The organism is Brevibacterium sp. CT2-23B (genome assembly GCF_013168765.1).
GTDB lineage: Bacteria > Actinomycetota > Actinomycetes > Actinomycetales > Brevibacteriaceae > Brevibacterium > Brevibacterium sediminis.
Window position 1 is genome coordinate 385,613 of record NZ_JABBYK010000003.1, and the last position, 25,652, is coordinate 411,264.

Sequence of the window (25,652 nt, forward strand, 5' to 3'; positions counted from 1 at the left end):
GATTGTCGACCGACGGGAGCGATATGCGGTCATCCGCCAATGGAGTGCGGATGCACGAAAGCTGCATCGTGATCTCCGGTTGCCCCCTCCGTACCTCCCTACCCTGATTCCATGCATACGGTTGAAACCCTTGAAAGCGCCGATTACCACCGGTTCCTCGAAAATTTCGAGACCGCAAGCTACCAGCAGACTCCGCAATGGGGAGACGCACGCGGCCAGATCTGGGACTATGAGCTGCTGGGTATCCGAGACAATACGGGAGCACTGGTCGCTGCGACGCTCGTCAAGTACAAGAATCTGCCTGGGACTGGGCTCCGATTTGCATATATTCCGCAGGGGCCACTGATCGACTGGGCCGCCCCGGATGCGGTTGAGCAGCTGCACGCCCTGACCTCTCATCTGCGCGCAAAGAACATCTTCGCCGTCAGGATTGCTCCGCCGTTGAAGCTGCGAAGCTGGCATGCCGACACTGTGAAGAAGGGTCTCACGGATCCCGGCGTCGCACGATTCGACGATCTCGCCCCCGACGACACCAATCCTGTCGGAAGTGACATCGTGCGACAGTTGTCACGACTCGGCTGGAAGGAAGTTCGTGGCAACAAGGAAGCCGAAGCCAGCCAGCCCAGATTCAATTTCCATCTCTCGCTGGAAGGCGGCTCAGAGCAGGCCGTCTCTTCACGGATGTCGAAGACGTGGCGAAAGAATATCCGCAAGGCCGACCGCGCGGGAGTGCAAGCGCAGACCGGCGAACTGGCAGATCTCGATGAAGTGCTCGGAATATTGGCGGAGACAGCCGACCGCAACCGTTTCAATGCAAAGCCTCGAAGCTACATAGAGGCAGTCCTGACAACATTGACTGTTGACTTTCCTGGTCGCATCGCATTTGACGTCGCCAGGCACAATGGCGAGGTTCTCGCCGCCGAGGCGACAGCGCAGCTCGGTCGAAGGGTGCAGGGCATCTTTGCCGCAACAAGCACTCTCCGGCCCGAGGTGAGGCCGTCGAATGCCCTCTATTGGGAGATCATCCGTCGTGCCGTCGCAGACGGAGTCGAAGTCATCGATATCGGCGGGGTCCAAGATACCTTGGATCCCGATGTTCCGGCTGCGGGTCTGATTCACTTCAAGGCCGGCATGGGAGCCGATGCGCACGAATACATCGGAGTCTGGGATCTGCCGCTGCGACCGCGGATCTACACCGCATTCTCTTCCCTGCTGGCGCTTCGGGACCTGGTCCGATCGGATGCCACGCACAAGATGCGTGACTTCGCCACCCGCCTCGGCGAAAATTCGCACCGGAACGTGAAAGTCGGCAGCTGAGGGCGACGTCATCTCAACCTCACCGAATTCACGTCTGGGTCCTCTTCGTCAACCCGTGACGCGGATGCTCTCATATTTCGCGGAGACGACGTCCAATTCGTATCGGTTCCAGCTCTCACCGATATCAACCCCGAGGACCTGTGCAAGATAGTAGAGAGGCACATCTGCACCGGCGAGGTGGACGAATGGATATCCACCGCCGAATCGAGGGTTGATGTCGATCACGGAAGCCCCACCGAAGTCATCGACGAACACGTCAACGTCGATGAGGCCTGTCAGGTCTGACGCTTCGGCGATCCGCTCAGCGATTCGAGTGAATGGTGCGGGGTCGACGGTCACGGCTTTGTCCGTCTCTCCAGCCCTCATGCGAACCTTGCGGCGCGCCAGCACGCCGCTGAGCATTCCGCAGTCTGTGAGGCTCCCGATGATGTCGACACCGTATTCGGTTCCCGGGAGCTTCGGCTGCACTACAACATCATCCCGGGTACCCGAATGCCCACCTGCCGCCGGGGCAGAAAGCGCGGCTTCTGTCACCGCCTGACGGACGTGATCTGCTGAGACCACCCGGAGACCCGAGGACCCGCTGCCGAATCTGTGCTTGACGACGAACTCGTCGGTCTGAGCACTCAGCTCATCGATTCCTTGGTCATCCGCGCCGCTGACGGTCGCCGGCGTCGGAACCTCGATGGAGGCGAGCATCTTCGCCATCTGCAGCTTGTCTGCGCAGCCGGCCTGCCATGCTGCCGATACTCCCGGCACAAGCACGCCCCTGTCCCGAAGAGAGTTCGCAAGTCCACTCTTCACATGGACATGCATGAGCTCGTAGTCGTTCGCCGAAACGAAGATCCTGGGGTCGAATTCGACAACCAGGCGCATCAGCTCTGGACCATAGTCCGGATCATCGTATTTCGGCAGACTCCGGCCGACGTCGCCGTAGGAAGCGGAGGAGCTTGTCGGATCGTTTTCGGCAACGATCACTCGCCCTTCGAGGCCAAGAGCTTCGAAAGCCTCGCGAAACCAGTCGATGAGGTACAGACGCCTCCCGGCTGAGCTGATGATGATCGTCTCTGGCTTAGCTGTCATACCGTCCTCCTCGAACTGGTCCGAGTCTCCCCGATCACATCAGACGATCTCTGTACGGATGGAGTTCACCCAGACCGAATTCGTCAATTGCATTTTCTTGCACATCGGGGCGCAGGATATTACTGCGAAATTCCGATTCCATTCTGCCCAAGTCAGTTTGATTCTATTTCTATCGTCAGACACCCCGATGGCAGCATGCGGTTCTCCGCAATAATCAGTGAAACGACTCCGCACCCCAACTGCTCTCCGTAGACTGCTTGAATACACGACATGAAGCACAGAAGAGAGTGATTGAAGTGGCGCAGCACGGGACCCGGCAGCACGAGCCCCAAACGCCGGCTTTTGTCTTGGACTCATCAGTCCTCGAAGAATTCATCGATAGATTTCGCCAAGCACTTCTGAATCAATGGCCGAATTCAGTGCTGTCGTATTCTTTCAAAACGAATGCACTGCCATGGCTTCTGTCTTTCATGAATACGCAAGGCGTCTGGGCAGAGGTGGTATCGGATGCCGAGTACCAACTTGCGCTGTCCGTGGGGTATCGCCCGGATCGCATCGTATTCAATGGCCCGGTCAAGAGTCGGCAGCGCTTGCGCCAAGCCCTCGCCCACGGGTCAGTCGTCAACCTGGATTCAAAGCGAGAGGTCAGGTGGGCCGCCGAGTTTGCCAAGGAGCAGCCCGAGCAGACGCTTTCAGTGGGATTGCGTGTCAATTGGAACCTCGAAGAGAGATGTCCCGGGGAGAGCACGACGTCGGGACAGCACAGCCGTTTCGGGTTCAATGCGGAGAACGGTGAACTCGGCGCAGCGATGTCCACGCTGAAGGCCGCAGGGGTGAGGGTGGCCGGTCTCCATATGCACCGGAATTCGCTCACACAGAGTTTGGGAGTCTACACGGCGTCGGCAGAGCTCGCTGCCGAGCTCATCTCCGAGTTCGACCTCGATCTCGAATGGATCGATATCGGCGGCGGGTTCTTCGGCAGCCCTGTCGGAACTCCGACATTCGACCAATATGTGTCGACGATTCGCAGAGGACTCGAGGGAGCGGTCGACATCGATCGAACTCAATTGATCGTCGAACCGGGCGGTTCGCTGATCGCAGTGCCTGTGGAATTTCATTCACAAGTAGTCGACGTCAAATTCGTCGGAGATCACCGGTACGTGGTCACTGATGCCAGTCGCACCAATATCGATCCCCTCTTTCGGAGACAGAGGGAGTTCGATGTGCGAATCGATGCCGCTTCTGAGGAATCGATTCCCGAACAGGTGATCTGCGGCTTCACCTGTATGGAGGACGATCGCCTGACAGTCCTGAGAGACGCGCCGCAGCTGTCGGAAGGTGATCGGATCGTCTTCTACCGGGTCGGTGCCTACACGATGTCCTACCAGTCTTCCTTCATCGAATTCCCTCCAGCTGTCTTCGTCCGGGACGACGATTCTCTGAAATTGGTGAGGCGGAGGGGCTCGGTGGACGACTATCTGGGCGGACATTCGTGGCTCCATGCCACGGCATCTGTACCTGCCTCGGTCGCAGCTGGTTCATGACAGAACCTGAAGCAGGATCCTGACGCTCCGAGGCGGCTCATGCCGGCTGTTGGCCGGCACTATCGACGGAGAACGGAGAATTCGTCTCTTCTCGCCGTCGTCACCCCGACTTCATAGTCCAACAGTGATGGAGCATCGGCCAGTCCCGCCAACTCACGGACCAGATAGGCGGGAACATTCGCTCCCGCAAGGTGACAGAACGGGTACCCTCCACCGAACCGCGGATTGATATCGATGATCTGGGGAGAGCCTTCGGTGTCTTCTTTGAAGTCGACGTCGATCGGACCCACCGGTTTGAGGAGGTCCCCAAGTTCGGCCAGCGCCTGGGTGAAGCCCTTCGCCGCGACAGTTGTGGCGACATCGGTGTCTCCGCCTCTCATCCTGTCCTTGCGACGCGCAAGTGCCCCATTCAGACGGCCGGTTCCATCGAGGGCAAACACTCCATCGACGCCGAACTCCGTTCCGGGTAAGTGGGTCTGGATGATGACGGCGTCTTCGCCGTGAGTTGTCGGTCGTCCGCCTGCGTCTCTTGCCGTCTTCGCCGATTCGATGATCATTTCCTGCAGAGCCTCACCTGTGGCAATGCGAAGCCCGTCTGATCCGCTTCCGAAACGGTGTTTGACGATGAAGCTGCCGCCCGAGTTCGTCGCCTGCGCCATGTCAGCCTCACTGCCGAGCCAAGTTGCAGGGGTGGGAAGTCCTCGGTCACGCAGTCTCGCAGCCATCAGGTGTTTGTCGAGGACGATGTTCTGCGCATCGGCGTCGAGTGCTGCGACCGTGCAGCCGCCCCTGCGCAACTCTTCTGCCAAGCCACCGGCCAGCACCTGAAGCTCGTAGTCATTCACTGAGACAAACAGGTCAGGCGATTCTCTCCGAACCCAGTTCAATACCTCTTCGCGGTACTCAGGAGAGTTGTATGCCGGCATCACCACGCCACGGTCTGCCAGGGACAGGGTCGGGGCCGTGTCTCGATACTCGAACGCGATGACTTCACCGTGGATTCCCTCGGTTCGCAAGGCCGTCTTGAACCACTCCACATAGTGCGCCCGGTGCGCGGCAGAGGCAATGACAACAGTGAGCCCGTTCGAATTCTTCATCCGGAATCCTCCTTCGAGTGCGTTTCGACATTCACACCGACCGCTCAGATCACGGTATCTGAACAGACAGTACTGGCTGAGCACGGAGACAGCAGCAAGCGCCGACGCACTTGCGCATTGCCCTGTGCAGCCGAGGTCGGGCCGATGTCGAGAATCATTGCGGTTCCGAGACGGCTGAGAACTTCACGTATTGGGCCGTTCGCCGGCGTCGGTGGTCGAGGGAGTCAGCGGATGAGTCTACATTGTCAGCACGGCGCTCCGGCTCCCCCTGCTGGAAGGAGACGAATTGCGGAATGATTCGGCGCGGAAGGTAGAAGGTGAGCAGCCAGAGGACGACGAGTGCTGCAATTCGTGCGTACATTCGCACTATCCATGTGTGGAATCCGGACCAGACTATGTCCCCGACCCCGCCCAATAGGGCTGCGAAGAACACCAAGAGCAGAAGGTCGCGTGGCCCCTGGACAGCACGTCGGTAGATGCGGAGCGTCGATGAGTCGATGCGATCAAGCATCACGGCGAGAAGCGGAACCCCGATCACCAAGCCCAGCGCTCCGAAATTCCACCAGAGATCGCCATAGACGGTTGCCACCGTGGAGAACCCGGTTCCGTACAGCTGCGGATCTGTCAGAGCAGCGAGTTGGTAGCCGATAGCGTCGGGTATCCAGTCAGGCGCGAAGCCATCGGGCAGCGCTGCCCGCAATGGTGACAGAAGCGATGCTCCGAGAGTCGGGAGACCTCCGAGGTCGAAGTCATGTATCAGAGACCCGAAATTGCCGATGCCGACGAACATCGACGAGAGGCCTGTGTCGTTCCCGTGCTCGCCGCTCAACGAGGCTTCGTATTCCCTGCGCCATACACCCAACGCCGCAAGAATCATCGGGGCGAGGAAGACTCCGACCACTTTCAGCCATTGACGCCCGTACCTGAGGAAGAAGATGTAGACAGCGGCCAAGATGAGCGCAATGGCTCGCAAACGGCCTGTCCCCGAGATGATGGCGGTCGGATACACCAGAAGTGCACCGGCGATGGTCACGGCATTCCAGGGGTTCTTCAGACCGCGCGGGCTGAGCAGAATCGCAATACAGATGAGCAGAATCGCCGCTGACCCGAATCCGTCCGCCAGCACGCCCAGCCGATCTCCCAGAAGAACTGTGGCCGCGATCGTGATGAGTCCGGCGCCGAGGGCCCACCGCACGCAGCGGATAGGCAGCACCACCTCATGAGGACGTCCTATTGAATCGGATCTCAGGCAGAGCATTCCGATCCCGATCTGAGTCAGCGTACTGCCGAACAAAGCCGTATTGAGGTAGACCTCGGGATGGGAGCCGACGATGAAAGACGGATCCGGGATGACGAGCAATCCGCTTACTCCGACGATTGCTGCACTCGATGCCATGAACAGTCCCGGCATAGTGATCCGATCACGTCCGAGGATCACGAAAAGGGTCATGCCGTGGGCAAAGGAGATTGCGGCGATGACCCCGCTCGAGAATGCGGCTGCTTCGACGTCCGTGGAGAAGCATATGCGAGCAATGACGACGATCAGCGCACAGACTGCGGTCAGTGATGCCACGAAGATCGGAGAATGAGCAGGGTCCATGAGGGCACCCGTCCGGGCCCCGGACGGGCGCTGCTGAGTGCGGACAGATGACGGCACAATCATTCACCTTCTGCGGAGCTGACCGGACTCCAGATCGCGCGCAGAACCGGCCCTTCGAACCTCCTCGGCGATTCACCACTTCGATCAGTTCGATCCCTGTGCAAGAACTCAATCATTGCTGGTCACCCTTGTCCCGGGGAATACAGATCTACAACCCAGATCCGGACGACGCGAGCTGTCAGAGGCTGAGAGGGGGACCTCACGGTCGGAATCTGGGGGAGCCTCCGCCTGCCTGACCGCCAGCTGCTTCGAATAGATGTTCTCCGGCTCAGCGCGGTGCGCCCAAGTGTCGGGATCTTTCCGAGTTGAATGCTCGGCATAGCTGCTGCCATAACTCTGCGAATATGTTGTGCCTGTGGTCCGGGGTACTCCATTGAGCACGAGTCCGAGAAGGCGCGCCCGCACGAGTTGGATCTTTCGCAGCGCCTGAGTGATCTGCGTTCGACGCACAACCCCGTTTCGAGCGACGAAGACGGTTCCAGACACTCGAGTAGCCATCGCTATTGCGTCTGTCGCAGCAAGCACTGGCGCAGAGTCCAGGACAACGGCGTCGTACTGATTGGTGGCTTCTTCGAGGAAGACTGTCATCTGCTCGCTGTCCAGCAGTTCAGCCGGGTTCGGGGGTATCGGCCCGCTCGCAAGAACGGCGAGGTTGACGAGTTCCATAGATTGGACGACGTCTTTCAACTCGGTATCCCCGATCAGCACTGTCGACAGGCCTGCGCCCCCTTCTATTCCGAGATACCGGTGCACAGAGGGATCGCGTAGGTCAGCATCGACAAGAAGCACGCGGTCCCCGCCGCGGGCGAGGGCGGAAGCGAGGTTGATGGAGGTCACCGATTTTCCTTCGCCTTTCACGGAAGAAGTCACGAGCAGAGATCGGCTCCTGCCCCGCGGCTCAAGGAAGCGGAGATTCGATCGCAGCTCCCTGTACGGCTCAGCCTGAACGTTCTGCGATCCGTGCTCTGAAACGAAGACGTGGTTCTCTCCTGCAGTGATCAGCGGGACCGTCCCGATCACCGCGGCGTCGGTCAGCTGCTCAATGTGATCTGCTTTCCGCACTTTGTTGTCCAGTCGATCTCTGAGCACGGCGGACAACATCCCTGCGAGTATCGCGGCGATAAATCCGAGCACGAGGTTCTGTGTGAGGTTCGGCGAGGACGGCGCTTTCGGCGCCGTCGCCGGAGTGACGACCGTCAGTTGGACTGTCGCCTTTCCGCTGGTGGTTTCGAGGTCTGCGACCTGCTCTTGCAGGCTTTCAGCCACCGCATTCGCAAGTTTCGCCGACGCTTCGGAACCGTCTGCTCTTGCGGTGATCGAGATGAGAAGAGTGTCTTCGGGGACATCTGCTGAGACCCTGTCAGAGATCTGTCCGGCGTCGGCATCCAAGTCGAGGGATCTGATGGCGGGGTCAAGCACGATAGGAGTGGTAACGAGATCCGCATAGGTGTCGATCTGCTGCCGAGCGTAATCAGCCGCGGCCGAACGGTCGGTGACCGAATTGCCTGGATCGGTACGGACGAAGACGTTTGCGGACGACTCGTACACAGGGGGCTGCAGCGCCGTGATCCCGGCTACCGCAGCTATCACGACGAAGGCGGTCGACAGTGCGTAGACCCACCGTTCGCGGAGGATCGTCAGATAGTGCTGAACAATCATGATCGTTCACTTCCTACGCGGCAGTGTTCAGTTGGCTGAGAGGTGTGAGAAAGAAGTGCACGGCATTGCCCCTGTGGGGGGGGGGGGGGGGGACATGACCACCCAGGGAGCCTCCACGATCAATGTGCATCGAGGACCACCCCTCCGAGGCGTTCGTACGTCTTTGACCGGTCGAAGTGGTCTTCGGCCATTCGTCTGGATCCTCGGCCGCGCTCTGCCAGTCGACGGTCATCGGCCATCTTCTTGAGGGCCTCTGCGAATGCGGCCGGAGTCGATTCGCAATTGATACCCGCTCCATACTCGGTGAGGAGATCTTGGTACTCGGCGCACTGCTGAGAGTTGACGACAGGGAGTCCTGCGGCTGCATAATCGCAGACTTTGTTGATGATGCTCGCCGCCGAGTTCGCAACAATGGGATTGATGGCGATATCGCACCCGCGCAGACGCGAAACCATCTCCGGGTATTCGAGCTTGCCGTAGAACACCACGTCCTCATCCAGATCCCCTGCTTCCTCACGCCAGCGATCTTCGAAGGGACCCGTACCCATGACGTGCAGGCGCATGCGGATGCCTTTCCTTCTCAGTTCGCGAAGAGCCCCGAACACCGACGGCAGGTCGTAGCTGTGTCCCAGAGTTCCGATATATGCGAGCTCCGCGATTCCTGTTCGGGGAGGACGCAGAACCGGATAGGAGTCGAATCTCGTCAGATCCGACCCGAGGTACACGGTGGAGACAGTCGAGCCGTCCCTGCGTGCCGAACTCACTCGTTCTGAATAGGTTTCGGAGACGGTCACCACTGCATCCGCAGCTCGGTAGATCGCCTCGGCACGCCTGCGGATGGGGATCAGAGCCTGGCGCACCATCCAGCGTGGTCGCAAGACCATTTCAAAGGCCTCTGGCCATAGGTCCTGCACGTCGAGGATGAATCTCACATCGTTCTTCTCCGCGAATTCGGCTGCGGCATGCGCCACCTCGAGAGAAGGCATGGAACAGTAGATGATGTCCGGGACCTTCCTCCGCCGCAGGTATTCAGCAAGGTTCCTCCCGAGGGCCCGGTGGCTGCGCAGACGACCGGCAGAGACGTTGCTCCGATACGACGGTTCGTGCACATAGGTGGTCGAGTACAGCGGGTTCCGTTCCACCGAAGTGTCACGTTGCGTCTTGAACGCGTGCTGGAACGAGGATGTGACCAGCTCGACTTCTGCACCGCGGCGAGCAAGAATGCTCGCCAAGCTGTCGAAGCGATCGTTCGGCAGCCATCCAGTTGCTGTGTAATGGGCGATCATCAATACGTCCATGACTTCACTTCCTTGTCCGGTCCGGATATCGGTCTATGAGCTCGACGTCAGATCCTGCAGGCTCTGCTGCCGACGGTGCGATGTCTGACAAGTCCGCGCCACCATCGGCAACGTCAGCGCTCGGCCCATCTGCATACGACTGCTTTGCTTTGCGCCTGATCACCCGCGCGAGCGTGAAGGCTCCGGCAGCGGCGCAGACGGCATATCCGATGATCGACCCGTAGGCCGCGCCGAACATTCCGTAGTACGGAATCAGAGTGATGTATGCAATGAGCGAGGCCACGGTGCCGATGATTTCGACGACCGACACCGTTCCCGGGGAGTCCGCAGCGATGAGGAGGCCCTGTTGGACGCGTGTAACTCCGAAGATGACGGCGGATACAGCCAATGGGATGATAGCGGCTGCTGCCGGCGCATAGGAGTCCGGCAGAACAAAGACGATCATGGCGTATGCTGCGGCTGCGAGTACCGCGGCAGAAGCCACCAGCAGCAGAACGCTTCGGGCGATTATTCGCACCACTGGGAAAGAATGGGAAGAGAAGCCCTGAGACCAATTCCGCAATGAAGCATCAACCCACTGCTGCACCGGCCAGGTGGCCATCTCGAGAACAGTGGCTACTGTGACGTACAGGCCCAGCGCGGCCGAACTGCTTAAGATCGGCAGAAGCAGACGATCGGATCGAAGCATGGCGGAATTGCTGAATTCGGATGGGAGAAGCACCCAGCCCCGCCGGCGGAGTCCTCGCTTCTCGGTTCGGGTGGGTTCCAAGTGCTTCGAGGGGCGGGGTGCGACGAACAGGAGGACCGCTGTCGGTACCGCAGAAGCCGCATAGGCCCACATCCACACCACCGGATCATTGATACCGATCAGCACCAGCAATACCGCTCCGACGACGATGATCAGCTGGGTGACGATCGCATTGACGGCAAACCATTTCCACTCACGGCTGCACACATAGGCGACGCGCAGAGCATGCACCAATGAATTGAGCGCAACGTAGGCGGCGATCGCGATCACACCCATCCACATCCATCTGGTGCTGAACGGCGACAGCGCTGCTGCGATGAAGGCGATGGGCAGAACGCAGAGCGTGCCGGGCGTCACCATGCGCGCAAAGACACGATATTCGGTGCCGAATCCTCCAGAACGCGAAGCGATGAAGGGCCGTTCGAGCCCCATGAGCGCGAACACGGAAAGAAAGTATGCCAACTGCAGTGCAAAAGCCAGGTCTCCGCGCCCCGCCGGACTCAACACGACAGCGGCCAGCAGATTGACTGCCACTGCACCACCGGCCGCCAAGATCTGGGCTGCCACCAAAACTGCTGCGGCGATCTTCGTACCCGTCTGACTGTCACTGGCTGACATCACTGGAGTTCTCCCGTCCAGTGAACACAGGCATGGTGTCGTGTCCGTGTTTGCTGATTCCCCGCCGACCGACGACTGTTCGCACCGTCTGCAGAAGAATGGAGAAGTCGATTCGCAGACACCTGCCGTCGACGTATTCGACGTCGAGACGGAAACGGTCTGCCCACTCAAGATCGTTGCGGCCCCTGACCTGTGCCAATCCGGTGATTCCAGGACGAACCTCATGCCGTCGAGCCTGCTCAAGCGTATAGAGATCGAGATATTCGACGATCAAGGGTCGCGGACCGACAAAGCTCATGTCACCGCATACGACATTCCACAGCGAAGGGAGTTCGTCGAGGCTCGAAGCGCGTAGGAACCGGCCGAGTCGCGTCAGGCGCTGTCCGTCAGTCACACGCTCTCCGTCGGGCTCCACCATGGTTCGGAACTTCAGAATGTCGAAGACCTTGCCACCCAGCCCTGGCCGAGACTGCCGGAAAAGCACCGGTCGACCGTGGACGGCCAGGACGACCAGGGCCACTCCGGCGATCACAGGGGACGCCAAGATGAGTCCGATCACGCTGAAACAGATATCGGCAATGCGTTTCACATTGTCATAAGAGATCCGTCCGTCCGAAGGGTGCGCACGTCGCGTACTCATTGCCGCCGGCCGTCGTCTGCCTTTCAACATCATTCCCCCTCGCCGAGGTTCAGCGCTCTTTGAAACAGAACCGATACCCCTTCGACAGCAGGGGCGAGCTGGAGGGCCGAAAGTGCATAGATGTCCCGAGAGCAGCCGTAGGGGTCAACGACATCGTCGTGCGCCGGAAGCGTGAGGTTCCGCCTCCTGCTCCGGCGCCGACCGGCTGCTTCGACTGCAGCACGCAAGCGGGTTGCGCGGTCAGCTGTCGGAACTGCACCTTCAGTCACAATGTCCTCATCTCGGGTGACTGCGGCGAGACTCGAAATCTCTCTGATGGTGAAGGTTCTGCGAACGATGCGAGGGTTGAGCTCGACGACCTCACGCCTTTGATCGCGTGTCATCGTAAGCACGAGGTCAGCAGCGCCGAGCAGATCTTCGTCCACTTGCCGAGCGTGTACGGCCCGCCCCTCGATGACCCCCATGAACCCGGCGATCTCCCACACTTCTTCCGGCGTCCGATGCCCCAAGGCCGCACGAGTGCCGGCTGAATGAACGCGGATCTCGCAGACCTCGGCAAATCGCTGCGCAAGCGCGAGCTCTGCCAGGGGCGACCGGCAGAGATTGCCCGTGCACACCGTGAGGACATTGAATTCTTCCGACATCAGTTCTTGACCGTCCGCCTGCAACTTAAATACACGACCGCAGGTTCCACCCGATCGGTGTTCTCCATGCCTGTACCCTCCTTGACCATGGAATCCGTGCGACAGATCCGAACTGAAGCGCGCGATTCCCTTGCGGCGGCTCACAGAACGACGCCGCACTGCCCGCCCAGTGTTCGAAGCCCGGAGGCGAGTTCGAACTCACGCTATCTTCGATATTTCCTGCCCGGCCCATTCCGGTCCGTGCCCTGCGGAGGCCCGCATAGGGAGTGCGGATATCCACTCTCGCTATGCCGTCTACGCAGGAAGTGGGCGTTGAACTGTTGGCTCGGCAGTTCGACACTCATCGCGGGGCTCAACGAGCTCGCCGGTCGAAGAACACGTCGACGGTCGCGATGACCCGCTCGACATCGTCATCACTCATCGTCGATCCGCTCGGCAACGCCAGACCCGTGCTGAAAATGCCTTCGGAGACCTCACCTCCATACATCTGAGTTCCCGCGAAGACCGGCTGCAGATGCATCGGGTTCCACAGCGGCCGCGTCTCGATATCGTGCTCGGCCAGCCATGCACCGAGCTCACCGGCAGTGAAGCCCGTACGACTCTCATCGACGAGGACCGCCGACAGCCAGGCGTTGTCATGGTGCTCGTTGTCGTCACCGAAGAGAGTGATCCCGTCAGTTAATGCAACGATCGAGTCGCGATATCGTCCGCGGATCTCCCGTCGTCGTTCGACCAGACCATCGAGTCGAGCCAGCTGCGCCCGCCCAAGTGCAGCAAGCAGATTGCTCAGACGGTAGTTGAAGCCGATCTCCCTGTGTTCATAATGTGCCACCGGCTCCCTGGCCTGAGTCGAAAGATACCTGGCGTACTCAGCCAAATGCTCGTCATTCGTGAGCAGCGCTCCCCCACCCGAGGTGGTCATGATCTTGTTTCCGTTGAAGGACACTGCCGCGCCCTCGCCGAGGCTGCCGCAGGCTTGGCCGCGAAAGCGAGATCCCAGCGATTCCGCGGCATCGACGAGGACGGGGACGTCGAATTCGGCAGCGATCGGAAGAATCCGATCATAGTCCGCAGGCCGACCCAGCAGATCGACCGGGACGATTGCCGCAGGCTTCGTTCCGCTCACGATTGAGTCTTTCAGTGCCCGATGGAGCTGAATCGGATCCATGTTCCCGTCGTAGACACAGTCGACGAACACGGGTTCGGCCCCGCAGTAGGTGATGGCATTCGCCGTCGCCGCGAACGTCATCGTCGACGTGATCACCCGGTCTCCCGGTTTCACTCCGAGACCCAGCAGACCAAGATGCAGAGCGGCTGTGCCAGACGACAGTCCGACCGCATAGGCGACTCCGGCCTTATCTGCCAGTTCCTTCTCAAAGGCTTCGAGGTCGGGGCCGATGGGAGCGATCCATCCGCTGCGGAAGGCACGGAGCAGGTATTCTTCTTCGAGATCTCCGACGTCAGGTCCCGACAGCAGAATCCGTTTGGCAGCCGGGATGATCTGAGACGGAGCTGCCGTCAAAGTCTTCGTCGGCACTGCATCCGAAATCGTCATGGCCTGACCTCATCCTTCACCAGCTTGACCGGCGCCGGCAGGTAAGCGGCTCCGCCGACGGGTTCCCGGCGGCCGACTTCCGGATGAGGGCGACAGGAGCGGTCACAGAAGGTGTCGATGATGCCGCGGTCAGCCGTGAATTCCGGGAGATCGACGGGTGAGAGAACCGGTGCCTCAACACGGCTGATCTTGTCGTGGATGCGGATGACGGTGCCTTCGTAGTCACCGAAGAGCTCCTCGTCGAGCTTCTCACCCTCGCGCAGGCCGGTATAGACGATCTCGGTAGTCTGATTCGACATCGCAACCAGACTCCGGGCGATGTCGACGATGCGCACCGGTTCGCCCATATCGAGGACCATGACGTAGCCGTCCTCGCCGATCGTCGCCGCCTGCAGCACCAGCTGGCATGCCTCCGGGATCGTCATGAAGAAGCGTCGGACCTCCGGATCGGTGACCGTGATCGGACCGCCCTGTCTGATCTGTTCCTGGAAGGACAGGAGCACCGATCCGCGGGAGCCCAGAACATTGCCGAAGCGAACCGAGAGGTAGGTGCCTGGCGACTTCGCTGCGAATCCGCTGACGAGTCTTTCGGCGATCCGTTTGCTCCGGCCGAGCTCGCTCGTCGGTGCGGCGGCCTTGTCCGTCGAGATGTTGACGAAGGTTTCGACTTCGACTGCGCGTGCTGCTTCGAGGACGTTGAGGGTGCCATGGACATTCGTCTTCCAAGCCTCCTCGGGGAATCTCTGCAGCATCGGCAGATGCTTGAGTGCCGCCGCGTGGAAGACGATCTGCGGCTTCGCCTCGGCGAAGACATAATCAAGTGCGGCCCGGTCGCGGATGTCGGCAAGCACGGTGTTCGGCGACATCAGCAGTGCCGAGCCGTAGAGCGTGAGTTCGACACCATGCAGCGCGGTCTCATCCCGGTCGAGCATGACGAGGCTCTCCGGGTGGAGAGCGAACAGCTGTCGGCAGAGTTCGCTGCCGATCGATCCACCCGCTCCCGTGACGAGGACCCGTTTGCCGGCCACCTTCTTGGCGATCTCTGCCAGATCGGTGTGCACCGGGGCACGGCCGATGAGGTCTTCGACCTTGATATCGCGGATATCGCCGATCTCGACCTTGCGATTGACCATCTCGGCCAGCGGCGGGATCGTCCTCAGCCATTTCCCTGTCGGCTCCAGGGACTCGCGGCATTTCTGCAGGAATTCCGCGTCGGAATCAGCGATCGCGACGATGACACCGGCCGCATTCAGCCATCCGGCCGCCTCGGCGATGTCCTCACTCGTCCCCCGAACACGGACCCCATGGATGCTCAGTTGCCGTTTGTGCGGATCGTCGTCGATGAGTCCGACGGGCAGATATTCACCGTCAGGGTTCGAGAGCATCTGGCGAATCAGGGATTCAGCCGCGTCGCCGGCGCCGACGACGAGTACTCGCTCGCCCCGCAGCGGACGGGTCGAGATCTGGTGGGACCAGCGGATGAGGTAACGGCTGCCGGTCATGAAGATGACTGCAGAGAAGACAGTGAGCAGGACGAACGGCGAATCCCCCAAGGTGACGGCCATCAGTCCGCACGCGATGATCAGGGCGATGACGGCGATACCGCCGTATTCGGCGAAACTTCCGTAGTGATAGCGACTGCGATAGAGGCCGGTGAGCAGGCCGAGGAGCACTTGCAGAACCACTGCCGCCCCAAGCGCGGAACCGAGTTCGACTTCACTGACGACTCCTGAACCCATGACCGTCGAGGCGAGCAGGCCGGCAGCCGTCCAAGCGACGAGATCGAGGACGAGCTGGAACCTGGTCTTGCCCTTCCAGATCCGCGTTGTCAGCCGTGCCGGCCACGTCGATCCAGAAGTCGCTGAAGGTGGCGAAGCCACACCGCCGGCCCTCCCCCGGATGAGTGGATTCGGATGTTCTGACACAGTCATCGTGATCTCCCATGTTCGACTCTCCCGGCCCCGTCACTGTGGCGGCCGGGCATCGTCGGTGAGAGCCGACGATGCTGCGATTCCAACTGCGGAATGCGTCGACTTCACGCTATGAGTGCGATGACTCTGTTCTGGTGCTTGCGGAGGGGAGACTGCGGTCATCCGCGACTGCGGTGCGGGTCTCCGCGGGGCGTTCTGCCGCGGACGGCGCGAACCGTCTGCGGCTCACGCTCCGCAGGGACGCGAATTCAGACCGCGGCGAGACGCGGGCTGCCCGCGAGCCTGGATACGAGCTCTGTGCGAGACCCGACGTCGAGCTTGCGGTAGACAGCGGTGAGGCGGAGTTCGACGGTGCGCAGGGAGACGAAGATCCGTTCGGAGATCTCCCGGTTCTTCATTCCCGCACGGACCAGTTCGACGACCTTGAGCTCCTCGTCGCTGAGTTCGCCGAGGCGCGGCAGCTCAGGCATCGTCGGCACCTTCGGCTCTTCGACGATCTGCCCGGTGCGGAGATGGTCGGCGAGACGACCGGCCCCGACTTCGCGAAACAGCGCCGCAGCGGCGAGTCTCTGTTCACGTGCTCTCAGGTTCGAACCGTTGTCGGTCAGGCGAGAGGCGAACGCCGCATGAGTGACCGCCTTCTCGAAGACGAACTCTGAGGTGCTGGACTGCCGCAGCACTCGCCCGAACAGGTCGGTGGCAGTCTCCCCAGCGGCCAGAAGCGCTTCACTCCGGCTGACGGACAGATCGGTCCACCGAGAAGGGCATGCCTTCGCGCGGTCACGCAGCTCCTGAAGCAGAAGAGTCGCATGCTCTCTTCTGCCGATACCCACCAAGGCTTCGATGAGGTCGCCCTCGAAACGACGCACGTTCGGGTTGGTCTCGTCCGCGGACAGCTGTTCGCAGCGCCGAAGGTGTCCGATCGCTTCGGCCGCGCAGTCGGTGCGCAGCAGGTATCTGCCCTGGAGCGCATTCAGCTCGGCCAGCAGACGGTGGTTGTTCGTCGCCGAAGCTCGGACCGCGGCCTGTTCCTCGACGAGCCCTGCTTCACCGGCGCGTCCGGTCAGCAGCAGCTTCCAGGCGTGCAGCAGCAGGATCCGATCCTGCCGGACGGCGACGAGCCCTCTGCGCTTGTCGGCCTCAGATTCCGCGATGAGCCTGTCGATGACGTCGACGGCCTGGCTGACTCGGCCGAGGCGCATTTCCAGATCAGCACGGACACAGTCCACCTGCCGCTTCCAGACCCTGGTCGCGGCACAGGTCTCACCGATGTGGTCGAGCACAGCCGAGGCGGCTTCATAATGCTCGGTGAGCACCAGTCCCTGGGCGACGGCGAGTCCGAAGCTCGGCCTGATCGCATCCTGGTGTTCCTGCAGGCTCGCGAATCCGGCGAGCGCCGACCCGTCCTTTCCGCAGTTGACGTCAAGCAGGATGCGAATGGCATGGACAAGCTGTGCCTCGCTGTCGCGAAACTGCTCATCGGCGGCTTCGGCAAGTGCCAGAAGTTCCTGGGCTCGGGCGAATTCGCCTCGTTCACAGTGGCAGAGCGCCAGCGTCAGCTGCAGGCGTGCCACCTCGGCGGGTGCCTGCTCCGATTCGACCCTGCTCCACGACGTGAACAGTGAGGACGGCAGCGTCTGCGTCTCGAGGAAGACATTGCGGACTTCGAGAGTCCGAGCGCGGACCACGACCGCGGCCCGGTTCGACCGAGAGGCGATCTGCACATAGCGGCGGGAGAAGGCGAACTGCCCGTGATCGGACAGCGTCTCGGCGATCTCGACCAGCTGACCGCGCAGCTCCTCGAGATCGTTGCAGACCCGGATGGCCCGTTCGGCGAATTCGGCCCCTCCGGCAGTGAGTCCGCGTCGCACCAGTCCGAGAGCGTGTGCCGCCAGCTGCTGTGCGGTCTCCTCACCCGGGTCGATGAACGAGACGTGCCAGGCTTCGACCTGCGGCCACGTGTCGGCGCAGTCTTCGGCCAGGACGAGGTGGGTTCGACGTCGCTCGCGCGCCCCCATCGACTGCTGCACCATGGCACGGACGAATCCGTGGGGTATCCGCAGAAAGGCCCCTCGACGTTCGATCGTCCCGCGCGATTCGAGTTCGTCGACGGCTTCCCAGAATCCGGGCAGCCTCCTGGCCAGAGGCCGCAGCGGCGTCAGTGGGGACAGAGACAGACATCCGAGCAGCGCTTCGGCATTGGCCGTCAGCCCTTCGACATAGTCGGCGATCATCGGACGGCTGGCCGGTCCCACTCTGACCGGGATCGACAGCGCGATCTCCCCGCGCATCTCACTGGGCGCCATCTCCTCGAGGATATGGCTGACGGCCAAGGGACGACCCGCGGCGGCGTGGGCAGCGACCTGGGCTGCCTCCTCGGCGATCCTCGTGTGTCCGAAGCGGGCCAAGGCGAGGTCCCGGGCGAGCTCGATGAGCTCGGCGATGCTGAGATCCGCAAGTTCGATCTCCGGCACCGAGGCGAACGGACCGTCATCGTCGATCGACCGAACCGTGATGACGATGTGCAGACGTCCTGACTTCAACCGGCGCAGCGCCTGACCGAGCACCCGCTGCGAGTCCATGTCCATCTCGTCGGCATTGGGCACGAGGATGAGCGTGTCCTCGTCTCCTGGAATCGATCGGAGAGCCGTCATCATGTTCGGCACGATCTCATCATCGGCGAGCTCCGCCGGATCGGAGGGGCCGTGCACGGATGCGCTGACTGCGGCGAGCAGACCGCCTATCCCGGACCAGGGCGTGTCCTCATCGAGCGGACTCGATGCGACCCTGATCACCGTTCCATCCCACTCCGACTCGAGTGCCGACAAGATCGATCGCCGCCCGGACCCGAAGCCGCCGGTGAGGGCTGCGGCACGGTGCCGCGAGAGGAGGGAGCGGAGCTCGCCGACTTCCTTGCGGCGAATCACCTGACGCATGATCCGCCTCCCGTCGTCGAGCCCGGGGAACTCGTTCGGAGAAGGATTTCCGGCCCGGAGACGGACGCCGCCGTTCGCACGGCGCGGGGGTCGGTTCGATGAGGAGACTGAGGAGGCTGAGGCGTGATGTTCATACTCAGATACTGCTCGCCGGCAGCCGTCTCGGACCAGGTGGTCGATACTGGAGTCGCCTTCGGGTCACTACTCAGTCACCACCAGGTCACCACCGGAGCACCGCAGTGAGTACTCACCCGAGCCCGAAATCCCGCAGTCGGTGATACTCGGCTCACGCTCAGGCGCGCAGTCGGCCCTCGGCATCCCGCATCGCCTCGGCGACCTGGTCCCTGCGCTCGATGCCGAGTTTTCGGAACAGCCGGTACGTGTGCCCCTCGACCGTTCGCACCCGCACACCCAGTTCCGCAGCGATCTCCGCATTCGATCGGCCGGCGACGATGAGCACGCTGATCTGCTTCTCCCTGGCAGTCAGCCCCGTGACCTGCCCACCCGGTCCGCGGCTCTGGCCGGCTCCGAATCGCGCAGCCAATGCGACACATCTGCCCGCCAGGTCCGGCATCGACGGGCCGTATTCCTCCGCAAGCGACGTCAAAGCAGCACGATCATGATCGCGCAGAGCAGCGCCGAGGCGGCCGACGATGTCGAACTCACGCCCGGTTCCGTTCGCGGCCGCTTCGCACATCGCCTCGGGTGCGATCTCATCGAAGTGCAGGAAGAGGTGCAGGCGGATGAGGACGACGATCGCCGCTGCCCCATCGGCTTCGGCTTCGTCCATCATCCGGCGCAGCTCGTGCTCGTACCGGGTCTCACCGGTGCGTATCGCCCGCGCGGTGGTTCGCAGTACGAGGGCTCGACGATATTCGTGGTAGAGGGCTGTGACGGGCAGCTCGTCGAAGCGGGCGTGCAGCTCGTCGGCGTCAGCAGCGGTTCCGACACGAGAGACCGCATATTCGGCCTCCGCCAACGCGATGGCCAGCTGCGTGCCCAAGTTCCAATAGGTGAGCGATTCGATCGCGGCGCGAAGCGCCTTCATCGCCCCCGGCAGATTGCCCTCGAGCAGGTGAGTCTGCGCCCACAGCAGGTCGATCGGCCCGGACCGAGCTGACAGGTAGGCGATGTCATGCGTCGCCAGTGTCGTCATCAGGTCTCTCGCCTCAGCGGTTCGTCCCAGCTGCAGAAGTGTGCGCCCCTGCAGCATGGTCAGGTGAAGTGACCCTGTGCTTTCGTTGCTGAAGTCGGCTTGAGCGGATTCGAGGAGCGCGAGTGCTTCCAAGGTGCGTCCCGAGTCGAGCATGTCGGTCGCGTGCAGCATCGCGTCGAGCAGATGGAAGTTGCCCGTTGCCCCGCCCTCGGGTGTGAGTCCGTCGAAGACGTCCACGGTGATCGGTCGTTCTTCGGCCACGACGGCGGCGACTCGGTCGAGGAATTCGAGTCCGAACGCTGCGTCCACTCCCCCTCCGGGGTGTCCGTCACCTTCCTCGTGCAGCCGATTCAGAGCGGTGCGGAAGTCCGCAAGCCGCAGGGCAGGAGACATGGAGGCAGAAGCGCGGTTCATCCAGACTACGAGCGCATCGACGACCAGCGGAGCACAGCATGCGGTGCGAACCGCATGGGCCAAGATGTCGAGTCCGAGGGGAATCTTATTGCAGCCGCAGTAGAGCAGAGCGACTGAGAGCAGCTCGTGCGGATTCATCTTCTCCGTCGGGATCTCCGCGATCAGCCGCATGGCCCGATGCCAGTCTCCGAGGCGAGCGGCGATCAGTGCGGCGTCGGTGGTCCTCGACTCGCTGACTTCCGCTCCGCAGATCAGTCCCCACTCGGCCCTGACCACCTTCGACCACTCCGCAGGTGCATCTCCGCTGGAGTCGATGAAGTCGAACCACTCTCGACTCCGACCGGTCGGGGTCGTGTACCTGATCGTGTCCGAGGTGTGGTTCTCCACTGCCTCATAGATATGGGGTCTCTGTGCGTCGATCTTCAGTTCACCGGCGGCCACGAGGGCATCCGCGGCTTCCCCGAGCCCCGCCTCGAGCAGTGTCGCCAGCTCCACCTCCCCCGCGAGGACGACCAACTCGAGGGCCTCCGTCTCCTGCGGCGAGTGGTCGGCGAGACCGATCCGTGCGTAGTCGCGGGCACGCGCATCGTAGTCGGTGTCGTGTCCGTCGAGGATCCACACTCCTCGGCGCAGGAGGAAGCGCGACCGTCGTGCGGTGTATTCGAGGAGTTCGATGAGCTTTCCCGGATTGCGCTTCGAATGGAAGTCGACGATGTCGACCACTGCTTGGGACACGATGTGACCGAGGCGGTCTTCGATCATCGACCGATAGTCCTCACGCGGCAGAGGACCGAGGACGAGATGCTGGAGCACACGGTCTTCGACCAGAGTCGAGAACGGCATGACCCCACTCTCGGGGTTGGACCGCGACATCGCGATGAGCCTGATCGAGCCGACGCTGGCCAAGTCGGTCAGGACCTCCTGCGAACGGGAATCGAGCAGGTGGGCATCGTCGACGAAGACCGCCTGCGAGGTTCGAGTCGAGGTGAGCCGGGACACGATTCGTCCCAGCAGTGTGGACGGGTCACCGTCGAGGTCGATGAGCAGACCGAAGACGCCGAACTCGGTGTTCTGGTGCACGCGGTCCCCGCGGATCCAGATTCCGTCGCTCCCGTCCTCGAAGGCTGTTCTCGCCAGAAGGGTCTTGCCGACGCCGATCTCACCTTCGATGAGGATGCCGGAGCATTCCGAGCAGCGCAGCGACTGACGAATCAGTTCGAGTTCGCCCTTGCGCCCGAAGATCGTCGTGCCGTCCTGGATGCTCTCGCCCGATGATGTGGTCAGCTCTTCAGCCATTCCGTCACCACCTCTCGCAGCTCCTGCCGATTGGCCACATGCACTCGGCGGTAGAGACGACCGAGGTGCCATTCGACGGTTCGGGCCGAAAGGTGCAGCTCTTCTCCGATCTCTGCGCTCGTTCGACCCTCGACGATGCCCGTGATGATCGAGTGCTCGAGCTCGCCCAGATTCGCGAGGAACCGTTTGCCGTCGGCATCGAAGTCGAGCACGCGCCGGCTCCGGCCCAGCAGGATCCGGGCTTCCTTGGTGGCGGCAGCATTGCCTGAGGCAACGGCGCGTTTTCGGGCCTCGCCGGACAGCTGGGCGCAGAGCACGACCGCGCCGAAGATCAGCGCCTCACGGGCCGCGGTGATGAGCGCCTGCAGATCGTCAGTGCTGAAGGCACGTGCGACGGCGCTCAGCAGGCGACCGAGGGAGCCGTCGACCCTGCCGGCCGACGCGGACAATCCACCGATGGCCTGTTCGTGCCCGAGTCGACCGGCTTCGAGCCAGGCCAGGCAGGCAAGGGTGTGCGCACCGTGTTCTTCTGCCCAGGCCCCGAGCTCATAGAGTTGCGGGGCTGCCGGCTCCGGCGACGTCTGCGCCAGTGCCTGCAGATCGAAGAGTCTGGCTTCGAATGAAGCCCACCACGAATGCCGACTGGCTTCGGCCTCCTCGTCGACAGCGATCGAGACGACCTCCGTCCGCTGGTCTGTCAGCACAGCGGAGAGAGACAGTGCCGACCTGGCCATTCCAGCGATATCGACGATGTCGCAGGGGTCGGCACCGAGATTGAGTTCGCCGAGGATGCAGTGGGCTTTCGCCGCGTTTCCGGTGCGCAGGTCGATGAGCGCGTTCGTCAGCCTGGTCAGCCGCCGACTGGAGGTCAGTTCATCCATTGCCGTTCGTGCCTGGGCCCAGTTGCCGGCGATGAAATTCGCCACGAAGAACTGCGGGATGGCATCTTCCCGTTCGAACGATTCGGGCCCGGGAAGTCCGAACATCAGCCCGGCCTGCGCGATATAACTCAGTCCCAGTTCGATCCGCCCGGACATCACTTCTGCCACGCCAAGGAACGCACACGCGCGCAGACGGTGGCGCACCGAGCTCGCATGGTTGAGATAGACGCTCTCCGCCAGCGCACAGGCAGCGGCGATACGACCTCCTTTGAGGTCGAACCTGGCGCGCGTCGCATCGAGCCGACCGACGTCGATCGGCAGCGAAAGCGTGTCCCGGACCCAGTCCAGCCGCAGATCCTCGGGCTTCCTTGGGTCCATCAGCCTCAGTTCCATCGAGGCGAGGCGGGACAGATACTCCTGTGCTGAGGTGTCCGGATTCAGACACGCCTCGGAGACAAGCGGGTCGACGATCTCCCGGGCCTGGCGGAGCCTACCGGCTCCCCATTCGCTGCGGGCGTGCTCGAGGTCGAGTTCGGGACCGCGATAGCCGCTGGTGCGGATGATCTCTGCGGCTTCGCGGTATCTGCCCCGCGCGTTTGCCCAACCGGCGGCATCCAGAACCTGTTTGGGAGTCGGCACCCGGCCCAAGGAGATCGACCACGCGGCGTAGCCGAAGAGCGTCCTGCCGTGAAGTGCCGAAAGATCCGCTCCGGCATCGAATCGGGTGAGCAGCTCGAGGCTGCGAGAGGGAGGGACCATGGCTCGGACGTTCTCAGCCGTGACGGGTTCGTGCATGCTCACCGTTCCCCCTCGACCCTTCGAAATCGAGAGCAGACCGTCCTCCGCCAAACAGTCGATCGTCTGCGGACTGGTGAACCCGACGAGCACGTCATAGGGCACCGCTTCGATGAGAGCGACGGTTTCGATGACCTCGCGGCTGGACTGATCGACCCGGGCGATCGCGGTTTCGACCCCGCTGGTCCGGCTCCGCCCGAACAGCAGCCTCTCGAGCAGCCGCGGATTGCCGTGGGCGAGTGCAGTCAGCTCCGAGACCGATCTCGTCTCAGTCTCCGAGAGTCCGATGCTGTTGATCATCGCAGCCGCATCCGCCTCGTCGATACCGTCCAGATCGATCCTGACAATGCTTCCGGACAGCCACAGTCCGGCGATGAGATCGACCGGCGGACGCGCCGATTCGGCGGCGATGACGAGTTTGATCCTGCGCGCATCCGTCAGCTGGGCCAGCACTGCGAGGGAATGATCGTCCACGAGATCGGCATTGTCGACGACGACCAGAGAGCGACCGCCCTCAGCTCTGCGCTCGAACAGATCACCGATCACCGACAGCGCCCGACCGGGCGGAAGGTCTGTGTCGATGCCCTCCCTCGACAGCAGGATTTCGAAGATTCCGAGGTTCCGGACACGCGCGTTCTCCGAGCCGCGCAGGCGAGTGACCGCAAGATCGGGGTCGAGACGAGAGAGCGCAGCATTCACCAGCGCGGTCTTCCCGATGCCCGCCGCGCCGATGATGAGTGCGCCCAGATGCCCCTGCCCGGAGATCGCGCCGACGACCGTCGAGAGCTCGGACTCATAGCCGAAGAGCCGACGCGACGGTGCGACCGGGGGGATATGCGTGGTCCTGCCTGACACGTCACTCAGCTTTCCGTACCCCTGGGGATCTTCTGCAGCGGGGAATGCGGAGCCCAGCGGCGCGGGGTTCAATCCGGAGAAGCTCACGTCTCGGAATCACCATTGGAATTCCTGGATCAGTATTACCACTTGGGATAGGTGTAGTAATACATCTCTGAAATAAAGTTAGGCGATTGTGACATCAACATCCGATCCGACCGGAGGGCCGCCTCGGCGAGGATCTCCGTCGTCTCCCACTTGTGAGCCCGAACACCGAACCGTACCATTGGAGGAAAGTTACTGAACGATCTATAAGGAGTTCGCATGGACACCCTACTGAATGCAGAAGAGCGCGAGTTCGCGCAGCAGATGCGTCAGTTCTACCGCACGGAGATCCCCGAGGAACTCCGTTTCAAGGTCGCCACCGGCCAGGAGCTGAGCAAGGAGGACATGGTCACCTCGCAGCAGATCCTCAACCAGCACGGCTACGCCGTGCCGAACTGGCCGGTCGAATGGGGCGGCCAGGACTGGACCCCCGTGCAGCGTCACATCTGGCTCGAAGAGATGCAGCTGGCCTGCGTTCCGCAGCCGCTGCCGTTCAACGTGTCCATGGTCGGACCCGTCATCGCCACCTTCGGCTCGCAGGAGATCAAGGAACGTTTCCTGCCCGCTACCGCGAACATCGACATCTGGTGGTCGCAGGGATTCTCCGAACCCAACGCCGGCTCGGACCTCGCCTCGCTCAAGACCACCGCGGTGCGCCAGGGCGACAAGTACATCGTCAACGGCCAGAAGACCTGGACGACCCTGGGCCAGTACGGCGACTGGATCTTCAACCTCGTGCGCACCGACCCTGACGTGAAAAAGCAGGCAGGCATCTCCTTCCTGCTCATCGACATGAAGACCCCCGGCGTCACCGTCCGTCCGATCCAGCTCATCGACGGCGGCCACGAGGTCAACGAAGTCTTCTTCGACAATGTCGAGGTCCCCGTCGAAAACCTCGTCGGCGAAGAGAACAAGGGCTGGACCTACGCGAAGTTCCTGCTCGGCAACGAGCGCACCGGAATCGCCCGCATCGGCGGTTCGAAGGTCAACCTCGCCCGTGCCAAGGCCTACGCCGCGGTGACGAAGACCGCTCGCGGCACTCTGTTGGATGACCCCCTGTTCTCCGCTCGTCTGACGAAGATCGAAGCCGAACTCACCGCGCTCGAGATGACCCAGCTGCGGATCCTCTCGACCCAGGCCGCCGGGTCCGACAAGCCGGATCCACGCTCCTCGGTGCTCAAGCTCAAGGGCTCCCAGCTGCAGGAGGACATCTCCGAACTCCTCGTCGACGTACTCGGTCCGCAGGGTCTCGACTTCGTCTCCGACCGCGTGCAGGGCCAGGGTCTGTCCGACCTGCCCAACGGCGCTGTCGATGCTCTGCCCGGCTACTTCAACACCCGCAAGGTCACCATCTACGGCGGTTCGTCCGAGGTGCAGCGCGGAATCATCTCGAAGGCACTGCTCGGTCTCTGAGATACCGACTCTCACTCGATCTCCCAAG

At 62.0% G+C, this 25,652-nt stretch carries 16 protein-coding genes; 3 read left to right on the top strand and 13 right to left on the bottom strand.

Going from position 1 to position 25,652, the window contains the following annotated elements:
• Nucleotides 1-111: 111 nt before the first annotated feature.
• On the top strand, nt 112-1,317 hold the full coding sequence (locus HIM68_RS10285) for a peptidoglycan bridge formation glycyltransferase FemA/FemB family protein (protein WP_172171895.1): 1,206 nt from the start codon (nt 112-114) through the stop codon (nt 1,315-1,317).
• 48 nt (nt 1,318-1,365) lie between these two features.
• On the opposite strand, the gene HIM68_RS10290 is transcribed toward HIM68_RS10285, so the two are convergent.
• Entirely contained in the window at nt 1,366-2,400 is a 1,035-nt protein-coding gene (locus HIM68_RS10290; RefSeq protein WP_172171897.1) for an ATP-grasp domain-containing protein, read from the bottom strand.
• Nucleotides 2,401-2,747: 347 nt separating this feature from the next.
• Here HIM68_RS10290 and HIM68_RS10295 point away from each other — a divergent pair, with 347 nt between their 5' ends.
• Complete coding sequence (locus HIM68_RS10295) at nt 2,748-3,944, top strand: hypothetical protein (protein WP_253903883.1); 1,197 nt, start codon at nt 2,748-2,750, stop codon at nt 3,942-3,944.
• Between the two features lie 59 nt (nt 3,945-4,003).
• Here the strand turns inward: HIM68_RS10295 and HIM68_RS10300 are convergent, their stop codons facing one another.
• The 12 genes from HIM68_RS10300 to HIM68_RS19345 form a co-directional block, all read right to left on the bottom strand.
• Entirely contained in the window at nt 4,004-5,041 is a 1,038-nt protein-coding gene (locus HIM68_RS10300; RefSeq protein WP_172171899.1) for an ATP-grasp domain-containing protein, read from the bottom strand.
• A 154-nt stretch (nt 5,042-5,195) separates the two neighbouring features.
• Nucleotides 5,196-6,698, bottom strand: coding sequence for an oligosaccharide repeat unit polymerase (locus HIM68_RS10305; RefSeq protein ID WP_172171901.1), 1,503 nt, complete (start codon nt 6,696-6,698; stop codon nt 5,196-5,198).
• A gap of 111 nt (nt 6,699-6,809) precedes the next feature.
• Entirely contained in the window at nt 6,810-8,360 is a 1,551-nt protein-coding gene (locus tag HIM68_RS10310; RefSeq protein WP_172171903.1) for a polysaccharide biosynthesis tyrosine autokinase, read from the bottom strand.
• Between the two features lie 119 nt (nt 8,361-8,479).
• The gene (locus HIM68_RS10315) at nt 8,480-9,658 is read right to left on the bottom strand and encodes a glycosyltransferase family 4 protein (protein ID WP_172171905.1); all 1,179 of its coding nucleotides are present in this window, start codon (nt 9,656-9,658) and stop codon (nt 8,480-8,482) included.
• Between the two features lie 4 nt (nt 9,659-9,662).
• On the bottom strand, nt 9,663-11,024 hold the full coding sequence (locus HIM68_RS10320) for a lipopolysaccharide biosynthesis protein (protein ID WP_172171907.1): 1,362 nt from the start codon (nt 11,022-11,024) through the stop codon (nt 9,663-9,665).
• Nucleotides 11,011-11,613 carry a sugar transferase gene (locus HIM68_RS10325; protein WP_367647502.1) on the bottom strand — a complete coding sequence of 201 codons (603 nt, stop codon included), beginning with the start codon at nt 11,611-11,613 and terminating at the stop codon, nt 11,011-11,013. The genes HIM68_RS10320 and HIM68_RS10325 overlap by 14 nt, the downstream gene beginning before the upstream one ends.
• A gap of 80 nt (nt 11,614-11,693) precedes the next feature.
• Nucleotides 11,694-12,308 (bottom strand): low molecular weight phosphatase family protein, encoded by a 615-nt coding sequence (locus tag HIM68_RS10330; protein ID WP_139909264.1) that lies wholly within the window; start codon nt 12,306-12,308, stop codon nt 11,694-11,696.
• Between the two features lie 352 nt (nt 12,309-12,660).
• The gene (locus HIM68_RS10335) at nt 12,661-13,863 is read right to left on the bottom strand and encodes a DegT/DnrJ/EryC1/StrS aminotransferase family protein (protein ID WP_172171911.1); all 1,203 of its coding nucleotides are present in this window, start codon (nt 13,861-13,863) and stop codon (nt 12,661-12,663) included.
• A complete protein-coding gene (locus HIM68_RS10340; protein WP_172171913.1) occupies nt 13,860-15,743 on the bottom strand; it encodes a nucleoside-diphosphate sugar epimerase/dehydratase in 1,884 nt (627 codons plus the stop codon). Before HIM68_RS10340 ends, HIM68_RS10335 begins: the two co-directional genes overlap by 4 nt.
• Before the next feature lie 299 nt (nt 15,744-16,042).
• The gene (locus tag HIM68_RS10345) at nt 16,043-18,730 is read right to left on the bottom strand and encodes a helix-turn-helix transcriptional regulator (RefSeq protein WP_172171915.1); all 2,688 of its coding nucleotides are present in this window, start codon (nt 18,728-18,730) and stop codon (nt 16,043-16,045) included.
• A 292-nt stretch (nt 18,731-19,022) separates the two neighbouring features.
• Entirely contained in the window at nt 19,023-21,596 is a 2,574-nt protein-coding gene (locus HIM68_RS10350) for a helix-turn-helix transcriptional regulator (protein WP_172171917.1), read from the bottom strand.
• A complete protein-coding gene (locus HIM68_RS19345) occupies nt 21,581-24,127 on the bottom strand; it encodes a LuxR family transcriptional regulator (RefSeq protein WP_172171919.1) in 2,547 nt (848 codons plus the stop codon). The genes HIM68_RS10350 and HIM68_RS19345 overlap by 16 nt, the downstream gene beginning before the upstream one ends.
• Nucleotides 24,128-24,430: 303 nt before the next feature.
• Here HIM68_RS19345 and HIM68_RS10360 point away from each other — a divergent pair, with 303 nt between their 5' ends.
• Nucleotides 24,431-25,624: an acyl-CoA dehydrogenase family protein gene (locus HIM68_RS10360; RefSeq protein WP_172171921.1), complete on the top strand. Its 1,194-nt coding sequence runs from the start codon at nt 24,431-24,433 to the stop codon at nt 25,622-25,624.
• Nucleotides 25,625-25,652 lie beyond the last annotated feature (28 nt).

Bases quoted from the DNA above. Each gene is read 5' to 3' on its own strand.
- HIM68_RS10285 (WP_172171895.1), top strand. From the start codon at position 112: ATGCATACGGTTGAAACCCTTGAAAGCGCCGATTACCACCGGTTCCTC.
- HIM68_RS10290 (WP_172171897.1), bottom strand. From the start codon at position 2,400: ATGACAGCTAAGCCAGAGACGATCATCATCAGCTCAGCCGGGAGGCGT.
- HIM68_RS10300 (WP_172171899.1), bottom strand. From the start codon at position 5,041: ATGAAGAATTCGAACGGGCTCACTGTTGTCATTGCCTCTGCCGCGCAC.
- HIM68_RS10310 (WP_172171903.1), bottom strand. From the start codon at position 8,360: ATGATTGTTCAGCACTATCTGACGATCCTCCGCGAACGGTGGGTCTAC.
- HIM68_RS10315 (WP_172171905.1), bottom strand. From the start codon at position 9,658: ATGGACGTATTGATGATCGCCCATTACACAGCAACTGGATGGCTGCCG.
- HIM68_RS10320 (WP_172171907.1), bottom strand. From the start codon at position 11,024: ATGTCAGCCAGTGACAGTCAGACGGGTACGAAGATCGCCGCAGCAGTT.
- HIM68_RS10330 (WP_139909264.1), bottom strand. From the start codon at position 12,308: ATGTCGGAAGAATTCAATGTCCTCACGGTGTGCACGGGCAATCTCTGC.
- HIM68_RS10335 (WP_172171911.1), bottom strand. From the start codon at position 13,863: ATGACGATTTCGGATGCAGTGCCGACGAAGACTTTGACGGCAGCTCCG.
- HIM68_RS10345 (WP_172171915.1), bottom strand. From the start codon at position 18,730: ATGCGTCAGGTGATTCGCCGCAAGGAAGTCGGCGAGCTCCGCTCCCTC.
- HIM68_RS10350 (WP_172171917.1), bottom strand. From the start codon at position 21,596: ATGGCTGAAGAGCTGACCACATCATCGGGCGAGAGCATCCAGGACGGC.
- HIM68_RS10360 (WP_172171921.1), top strand. From the start codon at position 24,431: ATGGACACCCTACTGAATGCAGAAGAGCGCGAGTTCGCGCAGCAGATG.